Genomic DNA, 15,312 nt, shown 5'->3' with positions numbered 1-15,312 from the left:
AGCCTCGGCAGCCGGTACGCGACAAGGGAGGGGGGCCGATCGTGGCCCTGAGTCTGCGCAAGGTCGAGGAGCGCGCGCCCGCGCTGGTGAGTCTGTACAAGGAGGCGGGGGACTCGGTCCGGAGGCACGGGATCGACGGGCAGCGGGTCGCCGTGTACCTGGTCGTCGACTACTCCGGCTCCATGAAGCCGTACTACGCCGACGGCACCGTGCAGGCCCTCGCCGACCGGGTGCTCGGGCTCGCCGCGCAGTTCGACGACGACGGGCGGGTGCCGGTGGTGTTCTTCTCCACCGACGTCGACTGCGAGACCGACATCGTGCTCGGCGAGCACGAGGGGCGGATCGACCGGATCGTCGCCGGGCTCGGGCACATGGGCAAGACCAGCTACCACCTGGCCATGGACGCCGTCATCGACCACTACCTCGACAGCGGCACGGACGCGCCCGCGCTCGTCGTCTTCCAGACCGACGGCGGGCCGATCAACAAGCCGGCGGCGGAGCGGTACGTGTGCAAGTCGGCGCGGCTGCCGCTGTTCTGGCAGTTCGTGGGCTTCGGCGACCCGGACAGCCGGCAGTTCGAGTTCCTGCGCAAGCTGGACGAGCTCGCGGTGCCTCAGAAGCGCCAGGTCGACAACGCCGGGTTCTTCCACGCCGGGAGGAACCCGCGCACGGTCCCCGACGCGGAGCTGTACGACCGGCTGGTCGCCGACTTCCCCGCCTGGCTGGCGGCCGCCCGCGCCCAGGGCATCGTCCGCTGATTTAACGGGTGGTCGGCGGCGTCCGGGGCGGGCCATAGTGACCGCATGAGTTCTCTTGTGCGCCACGTCACCATCGACTGTTCCGACGCTTACGCCCTGGGGTCCTTCTGGGCCCAGGTCCTCGACGCCAAGCTTTCCGACGAGGACAACCCCGGCGACCCCGAGGCCCTCGTGGAGACGCCGGGTGCCGGTCTGCTCTTCATCCAGGTGCCGGAGAAGAAGTCCGTGAAGAACCGGATCCACCTGGACCTCCAGCCGCAGGACCGGACCCGCGACGAGGAGGTCGAGCGGGTCGTCGCGCTCGGCGCGAGCGTCGTCGACGACCAGCGCCGCCCGGACGGCACCGGCTGGGTCGTCATGGCCGACCCCAACACATCTAACTACCAGTTCTGAGCATACGCGCACGTCAGAGAACACAGAAGCCCCGCACGGCAGTTGAGCCGCACGGGGCGTTTTGCTGTCTGAGTGCCCCTCTAACGGGGGTTTAGCTCGTCCCCGGGGGTCGGTCCCGCCCCGAGTTCCACAGCGTGGGTGGGGCAGGCGTAGAGGGTGGCTCCGGGGCCGCTTGCTCGTGCGATGTACCGCACAGGGACCGGGGCAAACGTGACTTCCTGGCAACCGGAGCACCAAGCCCCAGACAGTTCAGGGGCGGGCGGGTTCGTGAGTCCGTCGCGAGTCATGCGGTCACCCCCGAAGCGGCGAGACCGGCGACGGCTTCGAACTGGTCCCCCTGGTACCCGTACGGATAGTCCACGCCGAGCGTGGCGAGGACAGCAGCAGTGCGCCGCTCGCGGATCACGCCGAGTTCCAACGTGTCGTCCATGCGGCAGTACGGGCGGGTGAGTGTGACGTCTTCACCGCGGAGCGGACGGTAGAGCGCGCGGACGTGCTCGGGGGTTGGCGTGGGCCACGGCTTCGACCACGGATTGGCGGGGGCGGGCTCCGCCGGGTCGGCGAGGAACGCGGCGGAGTGGCGTCCGGGCCGGCTCGGCTTCAGTGCGAGGGCGCACCACAGAACGAGCATGGACCCGAGTCCGATGGAGGCGAGGGCGATAAGATCGCGCATGTCGTTTCAGCTCCCTATAGCTGATCGGCACGCCCCGGCGGACCGCGTAGGACCGGTCTTCCGGGGCTTTCTTGTGTTCGGAGAATCACGCTAAGCCAACTTGTCTAAGTCGTCTACCTGTCTAAGTGATCTGCCCGTCTAAGTCGCTCGGGAATGGCGGTTTGTCTACGCTTCCCCCATGCCCGAGAACAGCGGCCCCCGCGCCCCGTACATGGATGTGCTGGACGCACTCTTGGAAGAGATCAAGGGGAAGCGCCCGGGTGATCCGGTCTCGTCAGAGGCAGAGCTCTGCGAGCGTCACGGAGTGGCGCGGATGACTGCCCGACGGGCTATCGGTATCGCGCGTGATCGCGGACTGATCATCACGCGGTGGGGGAAGGGCTCATTCGTAGCCCCTGCCGCCGGCTCGGGTAGCGAGGGCGACGACCAGGGCGACGCGCTCTAGTCCGCAGACAGACTGTTTGGGTCCCGCACCGTTACGCCACGCAGCTTGCGGTAGAGCCGTTGGGCAAGCATCCCCGGATACCGGGGCTTGGTGTAACTCGAATACACGTCTCGATCGGACGGGATCCACTTCGTGAACAGCGGGTCTAGGGAGTACACGGTTCCAGAGACCCCGCTCACCACGGACGAGCGGGCGCACAGCACAACGGCAGTCGGCTCGTTGCGCACGTGCGGGCAGTGTTGCAGCGACAAGCGGACGCACGGCGGGCAGAGGGGTGGCTGACAGGTACGAATCCTGTTCAGGCGCAGCGGCGGGGCTTCGGGGTGCTGCCACTCGATGAACAGCGTGCCGTCTTCCCGCTCGGCCGGCTTCGCGCACACCTGGCACAGCAAGTTGTCCATGCACTCACGCTGCCGCAGCGGGTCCATGCTGCCGAGAGCCGGGCGCCCACCAGGGACCCGCTCCAGCCGTGCCCACAAATTTCCGTGGGCGTCGCGATCATCCGGGCGCGGGTGCATGTACGCGATGTGTGGCACACCGGAGTGCGGCACCTCCACGCAGAGGTCTGAAAAGTACGGGGGAAGATCACTGGAACGGGCAGCGACGTAGGGAATGGGCAGGGACACGGCTCGTCTTCCTGGGATGGGATGCGGACAGGACAGCCCCGCCCATGCACCACGGGGGTAGCGCACGGACGGGGCGCCGCGTGGTCTTGCACGGTGCGCACCGTGGGCAGACCACTCATCCACTGCGGAACAGCCCAGCGGCCCCGCAACGGGTCATGCAACCCGTCCGGCGCTTGTCACCCAGAGGGTGTGGAAGCGGCCCGGAACGGGCGTCTGTGGTGCTGGCGAAAGCTAGGCTCCGGTCATGCCCGAGCCTTTCGTGAACGGCGACGTACACCACCGCGCGTGCGGCATCTGTCCGTCCCGGGTCCACGCTGTTGGCGCGTTCGATGTGTTCGAGCGCCCGACTCCGGAATGCCCGTTCAACAAGGACGATGGACACCGGTACTTGAGCGATGGAACACCGGTCTGTGTCCACCCCGAAAAGGTCGGGCTGCCCGCCGGTCGCTACAAGAGCGAGGGCGTACCCCTTACCGTCGAGCTGGACCTACCGCCCGACCCTTCCGAAGTGGTGCCGTACTTGCGTGACGTGCTGTGGAACGTGGCGCCCGTTCTGCTCGATGACCTGATCTCTCAGGCACACGAACAGGTCGGGATGCGCTTCCCCGAGCTGGACCCGCTCACCGTGCTCCGGCAGGCCCTCGGGTAGCCGCTACGCCGGAACCGGCTCGGGCTCGAACGTGATGCTGTGGCTGAGCCCCATGCGACGGAAGCCCGCCGCCTCGTACCGCTCGCGCAGGATGCCGAGCCGGCGAGTCACCTCCGCGTGCGCGAGCCAGTACCGGGCCGGCGGCTCGCCCCACGCGAGCGCGTACGCCTCGTGGGTGTAGTCGCCCGTGGACCAGTCGGTGTGCTCCTGGTCGGTCTGGTGGATGATCTGCACTCCGAGCCGCGCCGTGATGCGGGCGAGGATCTGAGGCTGAGCGATCATGGCGTGCGTCATCTCGTCCACGGGCACGGCGACGGGAATTTCCGCCGCGCGCTCGTCGCCGGTCGCCTCAAATACGGCGGCCTTGAGACAGAGGGCGCGCAGCCCCTCCACGAACAGCGGGGCTGCGTCGGTCGCCTGGTCGTACTCGCGGATGACCGGTCCGCCGCTGAAACAGGTCCAATCCTCGTCGTACCTGAGGGACGCAGCCTTGAACGCGGAGAACTCCGGGTCAGCCTCTACGGCCGTCAGAATCTCCCGTGCACGCTCGGCCACGTGCTGAGGGTCGGGAAGGGTCGTCACTTGTACTCTCCTTCGGTTCGATCGCGGTTCTTCCAGTACCGGACGGCACGCAGCCGACCGGGTCTTGCCCGCTCCCTCAGCTTGGGACCTCCCCGCAGACAGGGGCCGAACCGAGGGGCGGAGTCCATGTGCGGGCCCCGCCACCGCCCGGGGAGAAACGGGGCGGGACCCGGTGTGCAAGTCCCCCACCGCCGACCGAGAAGGGAGCCGGCGGCGCCGCTGTGAAAGCCCAGAGCTCCCTAAGGGCTTCCTCGCAAGGGGGAGTTCGTCAGCCGTCCGTCCGGTCGGGGGCTGGACTCGCAGGACTGCACGACCCCGCCCGTGTGGACGGGGAGTCGTCGTCACGGCACCAAGACGCGGATGCCGTCAGGGAGCGTGACAGGTACGGCCGGAGCGGGCCCGCGGCGTACGTGAACTGGTCTGGCCGAGTGGAACACGGACCGGGCTCGTACGGAGCCCACCCAGTCCACCAGGACCCACACGTGTGCGTTGCCGCGGCGCCGCTGCACCCGGTCGACAACCCGCAAGGTTCCATCGGCTGAGACAACCCGGTCCCCGCGTTGTAAGGCTGTGGCGGGTAATCGTTCGTTGCGCATGAGATCACTCTCGGGTGGGTCCGCTCTCCCCGCCTGGTCGGGACCACAGATGGGGAGAGCGGAGACTAGGGGCGGACGATAAGCAGGAAGCCGAGTACGAAGCCGGCGGCGAACTGAGCTGCCTGCCAGCAGAGTTGGCGGCTCACCTGACCACAGCCACGGCGAGGGCGAGCAGCAGGGCGGAGCCGGCGACCGTCACTGCTACGGCGGCGAGCCTCACGTGACTTCTTCCACCCGCGCCACCACCGCTACGTCCGAGAACGTGCGGGCAAAGCGGGTGTGGTCCGTGTTCAGTCCCATGTGTTGCATGCACTGGTCGTCCACGTGACCCACGTCCGTGCTCGGCTCGGCCGACCACGGGCACAAGTCGTGCAAGCACCGTGCTGCCGCGGTGGCTTCGGAGTCGGGGGCTCGTTGGATGCGGTGCGGCACGTACCCGTAGGTCTTCCTCACCGTTCAACCGCCGGAACCGGGGTCGTAAGAATCCGAATCTTGTTCCACTCCTCGTCCGAGGGCGGACGCACGTCACGGGGCTCCGCGATCCACTCGATTCCCCCGCCGGGGGGACGCAGGTGCAGAGACCCGCCGTCGTACGCGGTCACCCTGCCAATTCGAGGTCCCTCGTGGGTGTCGACCACGAACGATCCGAGAACGGGCAGGGATGCCGGCTGCGGGCTGTGGTGCTCGGTGCGCTCGGGCACGACCGCTCCTCTCCGTAGCGCTTCCACTACCAGGGGCCGTCAGCGTGACCTAGAGTCGAGAGTCCTTCAACTGGCCTGATCGGAAGGAAGAGTTGTGGCCAACCGTAAGGAGTTGGATCCCACGTCCAGCCCGCAAGCTGCGTACGGCGCGCTTTTACGCAGGTTGCGCGATCAACGAGGGTGGACGCAGGAGGATGTGGCCGCGCGATCGGCATATTCCAGCCAGCATATTTCCGCTGTTGAAACTACTCGGAAGCCACCCTCCCTTCCGTTCTCGGTGCAGATGGACGAGATCTTTGGCACGAAGGGGTCTGTCGACTCACTAGAGCGCGAGTGGCAGAAGACGCGGCCGGGTCCGCTCCTGGAAGGGTTCCCCGAATACGTCGCCAACGAGGGGAAAGCGGTAGAGATCCGCTTGTACGAGATCGGCATCATCCCGGGCTTGATCCAGACGTCCGGGTACGCCCGGTGCCTAGCGGATAGCAACGTACGTCGCGGTTCTATCTCAATCGAGCGTGCTGACCGCCGTGTGCGCTTCCTCGCCGAGCGACAAGCGGCCCTAGTCCGCCCCACCCCTCCGATGATGCTGATAGTCCTGGACGAGAGTTGCATCCGCCGCCAGGTCGGAGGACCCGAAGTCATGGCCGAGCAGCTTGACCAGCTTCTGACCTTTGCGGAGCAAGCCAACTCCGTTGTACAGATCGCTCCTTACGCGATCGGTGAGCATCGAGCCTTTGACTTGCCGCTCAACCTGTTGACCCTGCCGGACATGTCGGTACTCGCGTACGCGGAGTCGCAGATCCGGGGCCACATGGAACGCAACACGGACTCGGTGATCAGGCTGCTCAAGACCTACCATCAGTTGCAGGCCGAGGCCCTACCGCATGCGGCATCGGTGGCCATGATCCGCGAGGCACGAAAGGCTTATCCGTGAACGACCCGCAGTGGTTCAAGTCCTCCCACAGCAACAACGATGGCAACTGCGTGGAGGTCGCCCACAACCTGGTGCGCACGCTCGGGGTGGTCCCCGTCCGCGACTCAAAGACCCCGAGCGGCCCGGTTTTGGACGTGCCCGCCGGCGTCTTTGCAGCGTTCATCGAGAGCGTCAAGGGCGGGCAGCTCGGCGCCTGAAAGCACAACAGCCCCGCCCCACCCCCGAGTTGGGAGTAGGGCGGGGCTTTGTCATGCTGCGGGGGCGAACCGGCGAGCCGGGGGCAGGAAAGGCAGACCCTTGGGCGGGTCCTGGTCGGGAGTGCGGTCCGTGAGCCACACGCCCCACCCCTCGTCACCGCGGGAAACGGGGATGCGGTGCACGCTCACGCCGTACCGCTCCGTCAGACCGGCTTTCACCAGCACGGAAGCCATGCGCATAGCTTGGGTGTAGGCATCGGGCTTCGACTCGTAGCCGTCGACAAACGTGCGAGTCGGGGCAACGGCGGTAATCACGCGGCGCCCCCGGTCTGCGCGGCGCGGGCGCTCGCCCGTTCCAGGGCTTCCACCCGAATGCGGTCATCCCACACGCACCACAGTTCGCCGGCCGGGACCCAGCGGCCGGACTCCCCAGACCGGGCCCACGTCCACTCACCCACCACAGCGCCCGTGGTCAGACAGTGCGCCGTGATCCTCCACGTCACCTCCGGCGACGCTTCCATGAGCCCAGCAACGCGCGGCCCAAACATGGCGAGCTGCGCCGCAAGGGCGCTCTCCGTGTAGACGACCACCCGCTGTGGGGGCACGTCGTGAGCCGGTACCCACTCCCAGAAGATTCCGCCGGGTCCGCTTTGGAAAACTTCCACCCTCAGTTCGGCCGTGGGTCCGGCCGGTACCCGGCTAGTCGTGATCGTGGCCCCTTCGGAAGACATGCCCACCCCCATTAATCGAACACCTTTGCGGTGTGGCCAACAACAGTAGGTCACGGTCGAGACACGAGCAAGGGGGTTTGGTGAAGGGATGTGCAGGTCAGAGCACATAACCGACCCCGGGGTTTGGTTCCTGTAATGGCCGAAAGTCAACGTCCATGCCGTACGGGGTCGTTGAGGAGTGAACCGCGTTGGCTCGCAGCGGCAAGCTCAGACCAGGGTCAGCGTTGGTCTAGCCGCAATCCGTCATGTCGGGGCACTCGGCGTGCGGCGGAGAGCAGCCGTGCGGCTTCGCCGGCTCGGTGAACAACGGTGGCCACCGTCCGGCCCTCGGCGTTCCGAACATGGATGTCCACCAGGGCGCCGCAGCGAGTGACGGTCACAGTCCCGCCGTCTCGGGTCGGCAGCGTCACCATGCGCGTGCACCAGCTCGGTACAGCTCGGCGAACCGCTTGCTCCCCTTGGTGCGGGCTTGCTGCACCTGATACCGAGTGCATCCCATGTCTGCCGCGAGTTCGTCGTCGTCGGCTCCGGGCTGGTACTGCGCCACGGGAATTACGCCGAAGCCGGCTTTCAGGACGTGGCGCTGCCGCTCGGAGAGCGCACCGAGGGCGCGGTGAACCTGGTCGCGGATGACCTCTCGGCGGTGAGACGCGATGTCGGCAGTGGTGACCAGCTCGGCCGGCGCTTCCATCTCGGCTGCCACCACGTCCCCGAGGGTCACGCCCGGACCCAGCAGGGGCACGCTGAAAGGTCGGTCCAGGGAGTCGAGCCCGAGCCATGAAAGCCGCGCCGCTCGCGCAAGTTCGGGGCTCATCTTGTCTTGCCCCATGGCGTCCGTGGTTGCGATCCGTTCGGCTTTGTATGGGTCGCCGCCAGCCTTTGAGATCGCATCTTCGAATGCCTTTGCCACGCGCGGAACGACACCGGGGCGGATATCTTCCCGTCGCGCGTCTTCCATGGCCCGGGTGACTGCTCGGTCAATGTGCGCCATGAACTGTGCGGGCTCGCTGCCAGCGAAAGTGGTGATTGCCTGCCATACCGTGATACGGCCGGTCTGCGTCAGATCTTCGATCAGGTCACTGTTTCCGTTGACGCCGGAGACTTTCCGGGCCTTAGCGGACACGAGCGCTTCGGTTTCACGTATTACTGCCGTCACCGCGGCAAGGTCGTTTTCCTTTGCGGCACAAATCTGGGAATGGGTGAGCTGAGTCAAGGGGCACCGTTCCGGGTGGGAGTTTTGGTTGCCCCTCCGTAGGGACGGAGGGATTCCCGGAACGGAGCGAGAAAGGGCATGGAAGCCCCACGGCTCGAATTCAATGCGCCTTACAAAAGGGCATGAGAATGCCCCGTCCCGGATTAGCAGGACGGGGCTTGCGCATTGCCGTATCGCTGCGTGGCACCGAAATTAGGTCGGCACCGCGGAGCGGACAACGTCACAGATTCATGCGTTATCTTCGCTTACTGGGACATAGGGTCCAGATTGAGCCTGTGACCGTTATCTGACGGGTCGTCATTGCTCGATTCGTGATGAAACAGGGGGCAACCCTTCCCACGGCTTGCGTGTCCGCGTGCGCACAGAACGAGGTATCTACGCAGGTCAGGGGGCAGGTCAGTAGTCGGCTCCGTACAGGGAGCCCCACGAGCGACCGCCGATCTCGGCGTCAGCGGTGATCGGCACGCCGTACAGGTCCATGGACATGCAGCGCTGAAACTCCCTCGCGGCGTCCTCGGCGTCACGGCGCGGGACGGATGCCAACAGCTCGTCATGGATGGGCAGGCGGCAGTATTCGAGTAGCCCCGCGGCTTCGACATTGAGCATGGCTTGCCCGAGCAGATCGCGCGCCGCGGACTGGCAGGCATAATTCACCACGCTGTACGTGCGGTCCCGGTCCAGCGGGAGCCGGCGACCGGTAGCCGAGATGAATACCATTCGGTTCTGAAAAGCCTGTCGCTGCCATCGCGAGGACGCCCGTTTGATCTCGGGAAAGGCCCGGTCGTACGCGGCTACGGCTTGCGCGATCTCGGATTCTGGGGTGCCGGTCTGCTTCGAAATCGTGCTGATTCCGCCGCCGTATACCTTTCCGAATCCCGCGCCCTTATATACCTTCCGGTCCTTGGGCGTGGCCTGGTCGCCCTTGATCAGGCGGGCCGTGTAGGTGTGGATATCGAACTTTTCGCCACCGCTGAGGAATCCCTCTTTCATGCGGCGGACGTTGGCGAGGGCGGCGAGGACACGCATTTCCACTGCCTGAAAGTCGGTGGAGATCCATACGTGGTCGGGCTCGGCGAGGATCGCGCGGCGAATCACGTGGTCAGAACTCGGAAGCTGGTGCAGTCCCGCCGTGACACTCATACGGCCCGTGCGTGCGGCGAGTGGTGAGATGGCCGGGTGGATCCGTCCGGCAGCAGAGAGGTTTGCCAGGAACCCCTCGGCGTAGGTCTTGCCCCACTTGCCGGCTCGCTTGGCTCTCAGTACGGCGTCCGCGAGCAAGTTGGGCTCTCGGGCCCCGATGCGCTGCCAGTCCCGGTCAAGGTCGGCAAGTGGGAGTAGGACGGTCTTGTCGGTGGCGAGGGCCCCGCCCTTGGTCCGGTCTGTGAGGTGTTCACCCATGCCCGCGAGTGCTTCCGCCACCTGTGTGGGGCTGCCGACCGACGTCACGCCGTACCGGGCTGCCACCGCGGAGTAGCGTTCGGCCTCCTCGGCGAGCCGGCCCGCGAGGGTCGACGTGTAGTCCTGGTCCACGAGCAGCCCCGCGCGCTGCATGACCGCGCACATGCGGGCTATCTCGTGTTCGTACGTGACGAGCTGGTGCCGGACGCCGAGCCTGTCCAGCTCTCGGCGGAGCACCGGGGCGAGCCGGGCCGTGAGGATGACGTCAAGTCCCGCGTAGAGCAGGAAAGTTGGGTCCGTGAGCGGGATACCGGCCCACCCGGTTTCCTTCGTGAACCCGAGGGAGTTGAAAACGCGCGTAAGCCCGCCCTGCGTGTCCGGGGCTGCGGGGTCAATCCACTTTGCCGAAAGGGGCTTGAGTGCGGTTCCGGCTCCGCCTTCGGACGGCTGCCGCGGGTCGATGAGGGCGGCGAGGATGCGCGTATCCGTGGTGTGCGGCGCGAGGTCTTCCAGTCGTATGCCCGCGTGCTTGTCCAGGACGAGCCAATCAAATGCGGCATTGTGAATGAGGATTTCGCGGCACCGCTGGATTGCCTCACGGGCGTACTGCGCGTGGTGTCCGCCCCGCTCGTACAGCAGCACCCATGCTTCGTGGGCGTCGCCGAATTGAACGGTGCGGAGCCGGTAGCCGGCCGCGTAGATGTTGAGTCCGGTTGTCTCGGTGTCCAGTGCGATCGGTCCGCGTGCTCGGGCCCGGTACAGCCATTTCCAGAACTTTGCGAGATCGGCTGTGTCCTCGGGCACGTTCACGGTGACCGGCTCGCCGGCTACGGTGTGCCGGTAAGTCAGCATGGGTCCCCCTAAACGAAAAGCGGGCCGCCCACCTGTTTCGGTGGACGACCCGCGTATGTGGTTGTGCGTCAGTTGGCGAAGATTCCCGGCCCGGTCGCGTCGGGGCTTATGTCAGCCTCACGGAGTCCGACGAGCGCGATACCACGCATGGTCTTTCGTCGGTGCACTCCGCGTTCTTCCATGGCGTCATAGAACGCTCGTCGGGTCCACCGCTCACGCGCCGGTAGGTTCTCGGCTTCGGCCCACTCCAAATAGGCATTGAAAGCGTCGGTGCCGTGCATTACCTGGTCGTCGTCGGCGTGCTCCAGGACCCCGGGGAAGAAGCCGGCTAGCTGGTCGCTCGTCGCCCGGTACTCCTGGGACGCACCCGTGATCACCTGTGGGTCTTGCAGGCCGCCCCGGTACCAGTCGACAGCCCCGCGCACCGCCCATGCGGCAATGCCCTCGGCTTCCTCCAGTAGCTTCGTGTCCAACTCGGTATCCCGTTCGTGGGGAGCGAAGTAGCGCACGAAAGGCAAGAGCTTGACGCGTCGCCAAAGCCCCTCGTCCTGACTCTTGAACTTGGGCCTGTGGTTGGTTGCGAGCATCAGAAGGAAAGAAGGCTTGAATTCGAAGAACTCGCGCCGCAGATAGCGGGCAGAGATCATGTCTTTGCCGGTGACCCGCTTTAGGATCGCTTCGGACATGGGTGCCCCGCTCTCACCCTCGGACGCCATGACCAATCGTGCGCCCCTGAGTGCCGCAATGTCGTTGGGAATGCCCCCGCTCGGCTTTGCTTCGAACGTCGCGAAAGGGGTGGTCTTCGTGATGGCGCGGAATACTGCCGTGAGAGTGTCGACAAGCACGCTCTTACCGTTGGCACCCTTGCCCCACATGATCGCAAAACTCTGCTCGGTGACGTGCCCGGTAATGCCGTAGCCCACAAGCCGCTGAATATAGGCGGGCATGTCCGGCATCCCCGGGAAGATCTCGCAAAGGAACGATTCCCACCGCGGGCACGTTGCTTCGGGCCGGTAATTCAGGTCGAGCCCGTACGTGAGCATGTCGCGCATGTTGTGCGGGCGGAGTCGGCCCGTACGGAGATCCACCACGCCATTGCGGAAGGCGAGCAGATCAGGGCGGTTGTCGAAGTCGGCTGCTTCCACCCGCACGGACGGCACGGATTTGAGTTCGGTCATCAGCGCGTCAATGCGGCTGGTCATCGTGTACCCGCGGGCCGCTTGGGTCTGCCCCGCGAGGACGAGCGCGGCGCCCATGCGGTGGATTTCCTGCCGTACGCGGGTGTCCGAGCGGACCCACATCGACCCGTCCCACGTATAGAAGCCGAGACCGGGCGCGTACCGGATCCTGCCCCCGCACCATGCGACGAGCGCGTGCGCGTTCATGGCGTCGGACTCGCCGAGCTGCCCGACGAGCCGGGCAAGGATCTCCGCGGCTTCGGCGCCCTGGTCCCGGGTGACGGACTCGGCTCCGGTGCGCTCGGCAAGCTCGGCGGAGCGGGCTTCGTCCTCGACGTCCGCGGAGTCCCGCACGGGGCGGGCTGCCTTGACCGCGCGGTGAAGCTCGGTCGCGAACGCGCCCGGGTCGTCCTCGCGCCAGTCGGTCAAGTCCCATCCGGCGCGCGGGATTTCGAGCCGGAGCGCGTCGACTCCGTGCTCGGCGAGTCCGGCCGCGAGCCGTGCCGTGAATCCGTTCCCGGACGGGTCGTTGTCGCCGGCCAGGATGACGAGCTGTCCGCGCAGTCCTTCGGCGAGTTCGGCCACCAGCTCGGGCGAGCCGGCGAGCGATGCTCCACGGATGGCCACAGCGTCATAGCCGCACGCAACGGCGGTGAGCGCGTCTCCGGGCCCCTCACAGATCAGGACCGTGCCGTAGCCGCCTGCCCCTCGGAATACGCCGTACGGGGCCCATCGGAGCCCCTTGGGGTTGATCAGGGAGAGCCACCGCGCGGGGCAGTGGCCGGAGAGGTCCCGTCCCTGGAGTCCTCGGGCCACCCCGTCCCATCCGTGGAGGGGGACGGTAAGCCGGGGGTGGGCCCGGTACTGCCGGGACAGGTAGTCGAAGCCGGCGCCCTGGTCGCCCTGGTCCACGCCGATGCCGAGTTCAATCGCGGTCTCCACATCGAGCCCGAACCGGTCGGCGAGATAGCCGCGGGCGCGCTCGGCCCACTCGGACGACCAGTCGCCGAGAGCTGCCGTGGTGCGGTCGACGTACGCGGCGAGACCGGCGACCAGGCGGGCGGGGACGAGCTCGGGGCGTCCGGCGGACACGGTGTTGCCGGGGCCGGTCGCGTCGAACAGATCCGACCAGCCGAGCCCCACCGTTCGGATGACGTCCGCGGTGTCGCAGCCGGCGCGGCACGTGATCCTGACTTTCAGGTCCTCGCCCCGCCAGATACGCAGACTCGGGCGGGAGTCGTCGTGCCCAGGGCAGCGGGCTGCATATCCGCCGTCCTGGTGCTCGTCCACGTCGCGGAAGCGGGAGAGCAGATCAGCGAAGAGCACGGGCCACCCCCGAGTGAGCCCGGTAGTCCGCGAGCAGGGAGGCGAAGTCCCAGAGGCTCATGGATACGTACCAGCGGTCCGTGTCGAGACCGCGCACGGTGAAGGTGCAGCCGTACAGCTCGGCCGTGTTCCGGCTGGTGTGCCCGAGGGCGAGCCGGACCCGCGTCCATGTCCGGACGGTGAAGTGGACCCGGCCCGCGTGCACCGGGGCACGGCGGGTCTTGTGCACGACCACGCCATGGGGGAAGCCCGCGTGCACGGCTTCGACTTCCGCTTGGCGGAGCCATGTCGGGACGGCGCGGCTCGCCACGTCCTTTGCCTCGATGATGAACGGGGCTGCGTGGATGTCTCCGACGTCCCGGGCGCCCTCTTGCGCGGCCCGGCGGATGTTGTCGCCCGACATGGGATCGCGGAGGGCGCCTGTCTCGTCGACCAGCCCCAGGAAGCGGTTCAGGAAGTCGCGAATCGCGCTCTCCCACGCGGTCCCCCTGGTCTTGTGCGGGTTAGCCACGGTCGGCCCCCTGCCGGATCACGCAGCCCCGGCCCATGGCGTGAGCCGCTGCGGCGAGATACCGCAGCCAGTCCGGACGCGTCTTCCAGCCGTCGTAAAGGTGAAGCTCGTCGCCCGCCGACAGTTCGCGCACATCCCCGATGGGGGGCGCGTGGTCGGCGGTTATCTCGTAAATCATTCGTCCCCCCACACAGCAGAGGGCCGGACAACCTGTGTTTCGGTCGCCCGGCCCTCTGCCTGGTCGTGTTACTTACGCTCGCCGGCTACGCCCGGAATGATGAGCCGGACATGCTCGGCGGAAATCCATTCCTTGCGGAGCGACCGGCGCTTGGTGAATCCGGACTCAACTCCGGTCGGCTGCACCCGCAGCATTGCGCGGAGCCGACCGTCAACAAGCCGCGTGGTCACCTTGTCCACGATCGCGTCCACCATGCGCACTCGGTTCCCCTGCCGAGCGGCATACGCCACGAGATCATCCCGATACAGCTCTTCGCCGCTGTAGTCGGTGACTACCCCTCGCTTACCCATGCTCGTCCCCCTTGTGATTCAGTAGATGCAGATAGGCCGCGAAAGCCTGTTGGCTCACCACTCCGTTTCCGGCTGCCTTTAGCTGCCGAGCACGGTTGAGCCCCGGAATGTGTGTGATCCATCCCCGCGGCAACCCCATAAGCCATTCCGCGAACACTGCGGCGAGACGACGACCCCCACGAGGGCCGAACTCAACCGGGATCGGCGCAGGTGTACCCATGAGCACTTCCCACCGGTGCACAGCCGGCGCGTAGTCCGCCCACCACTCGCGGGGACTATGAAAGGCTCCCGGGGTTTCCTCGGCCACTTCCGGGTCCACGGGCAACAGATAGGAAACCTCATCATCGAGAGTCGGCCCGTGCCCGCCCGCGCGTCGCTTATCCGGGTGCTGAGGGGCGCCATTCGATCCGAGATTCGCAGTCGGGGTTTTGAAGAGCTTGTGTGCGCGTTCCTTGTCGAATAGGCGCGCCACGGCGGTAACGAGATCCTGCCCGCCGCTACCGTCCCGCTCATCCCTCGCGAAGTCCGGCCCCTTCGTGGCGTCTGACGCCAGAGGGGTGGGGAGTAGGGGAAGCGACGAGAAACCATCTATCGCGGTAGTGGGCGGCTCCAACTGCGGACGCCCGATGGCAACACCATCTTGTGTCATACCGTGCCTCGGCCAGTCCCGCGAGTACGTGCGCGAGGCCCCGGTTTCGGATGGCGGATACGTTCTCCAGGAAAATGAGCCGTGGTCGAAGAATGCGAATGGCCCCGAGTACGCTTTCCCAGATACCCGACCTCTCACCGTGAATCCCCGCCCGTCGTCCCGCATTGGAAATGTCTTGGCAGGGGAACCCTGCCGTAATGATGTCCACCTCTCCAGCAATGGTGGACCAGTCGTATGTGGTGATGTCCCCGAGATTCGGTGCGTGCGGATACCGGTTCGCGAGGATCAAAGACGCGTACGGATCGACTTCCGCAACGTATCTGATCCTCTCTCCGGTCAGTGCCTCTACGGCCCGACCGATGCCCCCGTATC

The 15,312-nt window shown here is 66.5% G+C and carries 17 protein-coding genes; 6 read left to right on the top strand and 11 right to left on the bottom strand.

Annotation, left to right across the window (positions count from 1 at the left end):
* Positions 1–38: 38 nt before the first annotated feature.
* Complete coding sequence (locus AB0C73_RS19285; RefSeq protein ID WP_362531524.1) at positions 39–758, top strand: VWA domain-containing protein; 720 nt, start codon at positions 39–41, stop codon at positions 756–758.
* A 45-nt stretch (positions 759–803) separates the two neighbouring features.
* A complete protein-coding gene (locus tag AB0C73_RS19280; RefSeq protein WP_362531268.1) occupies positions 804–1,151 on the top strand; it encodes a VOC family protein in 348 nt (115 codons plus the stop codon).
* Positions 1,152–1,434: 283 nt separating this feature from the next.
* Here AB0C73_RS19280 and AB0C73_RS19275 read toward each other — a convergent pair whose 3' ends face one another.
* Entirely contained in the window at positions 1,435–1,824 is a 390-nt protein-coding gene (locus AB0C73_RS19275) for a hypothetical protein (RefSeq protein ID WP_362531266.1), read from the bottom strand.
* A gap of 178 nt (positions 1,825–2,002) precedes the next feature.
* Between AB0C73_RS19275 and AB0C73_RS19270 the strand changes: the two genes are divergently transcribed.
* Positions 2,003–2,269, top strand: a complete 267-nt coding sequence (locus AB0C73_RS19270) for a GntR family transcriptional regulator (RefSeq protein ID WP_362531264.1) — start codon at positions 2,003–2,005, stop codon at positions 2,267–2,269.
* On the opposite strand, the gene AB0C73_RS19265 is transcribed toward AB0C73_RS19270, so the two are convergent.
* Positions 2,266–2,670, bottom strand: coding sequence for a hypothetical protein (locus AB0C73_RS19265; protein ID WP_362531262.1), 405 nt, complete (start codon positions 2,668–2,670; stop codon positions 2,266–2,268). The genes AB0C73_RS19270 and AB0C73_RS19265 overlap by 4 nt on opposite strands.
* Positions 2,671–3,139: 469 nt before the next feature.
* Between AB0C73_RS19265 and AB0C73_RS19260 the strand changes: the two genes are divergently transcribed.
* Positions 3,140–3,544: a hypothetical protein gene (locus AB0C73_RS19260; RefSeq protein WP_362531259.1), complete on the top strand. Its 405-nt coding sequence runs from the start codon at positions 3,140–3,142 to the stop codon at positions 3,542–3,544.
* Positions 3,545–3,547: 3 nt separating this feature from the next.
* Here the strand turns inward: AB0C73_RS19260 and AB0C73_RS19255 are convergent, their stop codons facing one another.
* On the bottom strand, positions 3,548–4,126 hold the full coding sequence (locus AB0C73_RS19255; RefSeq protein WP_362531256.1) for a hypothetical protein: 579 nt from the start codon (positions 4,124–4,126) through the stop codon (positions 3,548–3,550).
* A gap of 1,391 nt (positions 4,127–5,517) precedes the next feature.
* Here AB0C73_RS19255 and AB0C73_RS19250 point away from each other — a divergent pair.
* Entirely contained in the window at positions 5,518–6,357 is an 840-nt protein-coding gene (locus AB0C73_RS19250; protein ID WP_362531254.1) for a helix-turn-helix transcriptional regulator, read from the top strand.
* Positions 6,354–6,554 (top strand): DUF397 domain-containing protein, encoded by a 201-nt coding sequence (locus AB0C73_RS19245; protein ID WP_362531251.1) that lies wholly within the window; start codon positions 6,354–6,356, stop codon positions 6,552–6,554. The genes AB0C73_RS19250 and AB0C73_RS19245 overlap by 4 nt, the downstream gene beginning before the upstream one ends.
* Positions 6,555–6,605: 51 nt before the next feature.
* Here AB0C73_RS19245 and AB0C73_RS19240 read toward each other — a convergent pair whose 3' ends face one another.
* The 8 genes from AB0C73_RS19240 to AB0C73_RS19205 form a co-directional block, all read right to left on the bottom strand.
* Positions 6,606–6,788 (bottom strand): hypothetical protein, encoded by a 183-nt coding sequence (locus tag AB0C73_RS19240; RefSeq protein WP_362531249.1) that lies wholly within the window; start codon positions 6,786–6,788, stop codon positions 6,606–6,608.
* A 903-nt stretch (positions 6,789–7,691) separates the two neighbouring features.
* The gene (locus AB0C73_RS19235; RefSeq protein ID WP_362531246.1) at positions 7,692–8,498 is read right to left on the bottom strand and encodes a hypothetical protein; all 807 of its coding nucleotides are present in this window, start codon (positions 8,496–8,498) and stop codon (positions 7,692–7,694) included.
* A 396-nt stretch (positions 8,499–8,894) separates the two neighbouring features.
* Positions 8,895–10,748: a DNA polymerase gene (locus tag AB0C73_RS19230; protein WP_362531244.1), complete on the bottom strand. Its 1,854-nt coding sequence runs from the start codon at positions 10,746–10,748 to the stop codon at positions 8,895–8,897.
* Between the two features lie 68 nt (positions 10,749–10,816).
* Positions 10,817–13,252: a phage/plasmid primase, P4 family gene (locus AB0C73_RS19225; protein WP_362531239.1), complete on the bottom strand. Its 2,436-nt coding sequence runs from the start codon at positions 13,250–13,252 to the stop codon at positions 10,817–10,819.
* Positions 13,239–13,763: a hypothetical protein gene (locus AB0C73_RS19220; protein WP_362531237.1), complete on the bottom strand. Its 525-nt coding sequence runs from the start codon at positions 13,761–13,763 to the stop codon at positions 13,239–13,241. Before AB0C73_RS19220 ends, AB0C73_RS19225 begins: the two co-directional genes overlap by 14 nt.
* Positions 13,756–13,941, bottom strand: a complete 186-nt coding sequence (locus tag AB0C73_RS19215; protein WP_362531235.1) for a hypothetical protein — start codon at positions 13,939–13,941, stop codon at positions 13,756–13,758. The genes AB0C73_RS19220 and AB0C73_RS19215 overlap by 8 nt, the downstream gene beginning before the upstream one ends.
* A gap of 68 nt (positions 13,942–14,009) precedes the next feature.
* The gene (locus AB0C73_RS19210; protein WP_362531232.1) at positions 14,010–14,291 is read right to left on the bottom strand and encodes a hypothetical protein; all 282 of its coding nucleotides are present in this window, start codon (positions 14,289–14,291) and stop codon (positions 14,010–14,012) included.
* A 509-nt stretch (positions 14,292–14,800) separates the two neighbouring features.
* Positions 14,801–15,280: a DNA cytosine methyltransferase gene (locus tag AB0C73_RS19205; RefSeq protein ID WP_362531521.1), complete on the bottom strand. Its 480-nt coding sequence runs from the start codon at positions 15,278–15,280 to the stop codon at positions 14,801–14,803.
* Positions 15,281–15,312: the final 32 nt, after the last annotated feature.

The sequence above is a fragment of the Streptomyces sp. NPDC048623 genome (assembly GCF_040650755.1).
Taxonomy (GTDB): Bacteria; Actinomycetota; Actinomycetes; order Streptomycetales; family Streptomycetaceae; genus Streptomyces.
The sequence above is the reverse complement of the archived record's forward strand: the minus strand, read 5'-3'. Positions and strand labels throughout refer to the sequence as shown.

Bases quoted from the DNA above. Each gene is read 5' to 3' on its own strand.
- AB0C73_RS19280 (WP_362531268.1), top strand. From the start codon at position 804: ATGAGTTCTCTTGTGCGCCACGTCACCATCGACTGTTCCGACGCTTAC.
- AB0C73_RS19275 (WP_362531266.1), bottom strand. From the start codon at position 1,824: ATGCGCGATCTTATCGCCCTCGCCTCCATCGGACTCGGGTCCATGCTC.
- AB0C73_RS19270 (WP_362531264.1), top strand. From the start codon at position 2,003: ATGCCCGAGAACAGCGGCCCCCGCGCCCCGTACATGGATGTGCTGGAC.
- AB0C73_RS19265 (WP_362531262.1), bottom strand. From the start codon at position 2,670: ATGGACAACTTGCTGTGCCAGGTGTGCGCGAAGCCGGCCGAGCGGGAA.
- AB0C73_RS19260 (WP_362531259.1), top strand. From the start codon at position 3,140: ATGCCCGAGCCTTTCGTGAACGGCGACGTACACCACCGCGCGTGCGGC.
- AB0C73_RS19240 (WP_362531249.1), bottom strand. From the start codon at position 6,788: ATGGCTTCCGTGCTGGTGAAAGCCGGTCTGACGGAGCGGTACGGCGTG.
- AB0C73_RS19230 (WP_362531244.1), bottom strand. From the start codon at position 10,748: ATGCTGACTTACCGGCACACCGTAGCCGGCGAGCCGGTCACCGTGAAC.
- AB0C73_RS19215 (WP_362531235.1), bottom strand. From the start codon at position 13,941: ATGATTTACGAGATAACCGCCGACCACGCGCCCCCCATCGGGGATGTG.
- AB0C73_RS19210 (WP_362531232.1), bottom strand. From the start codon at position 14,291: ATGGGTAAGCGAGGGGTAGTCACCGACTACAGCGGCGAAGAGCTGTAT.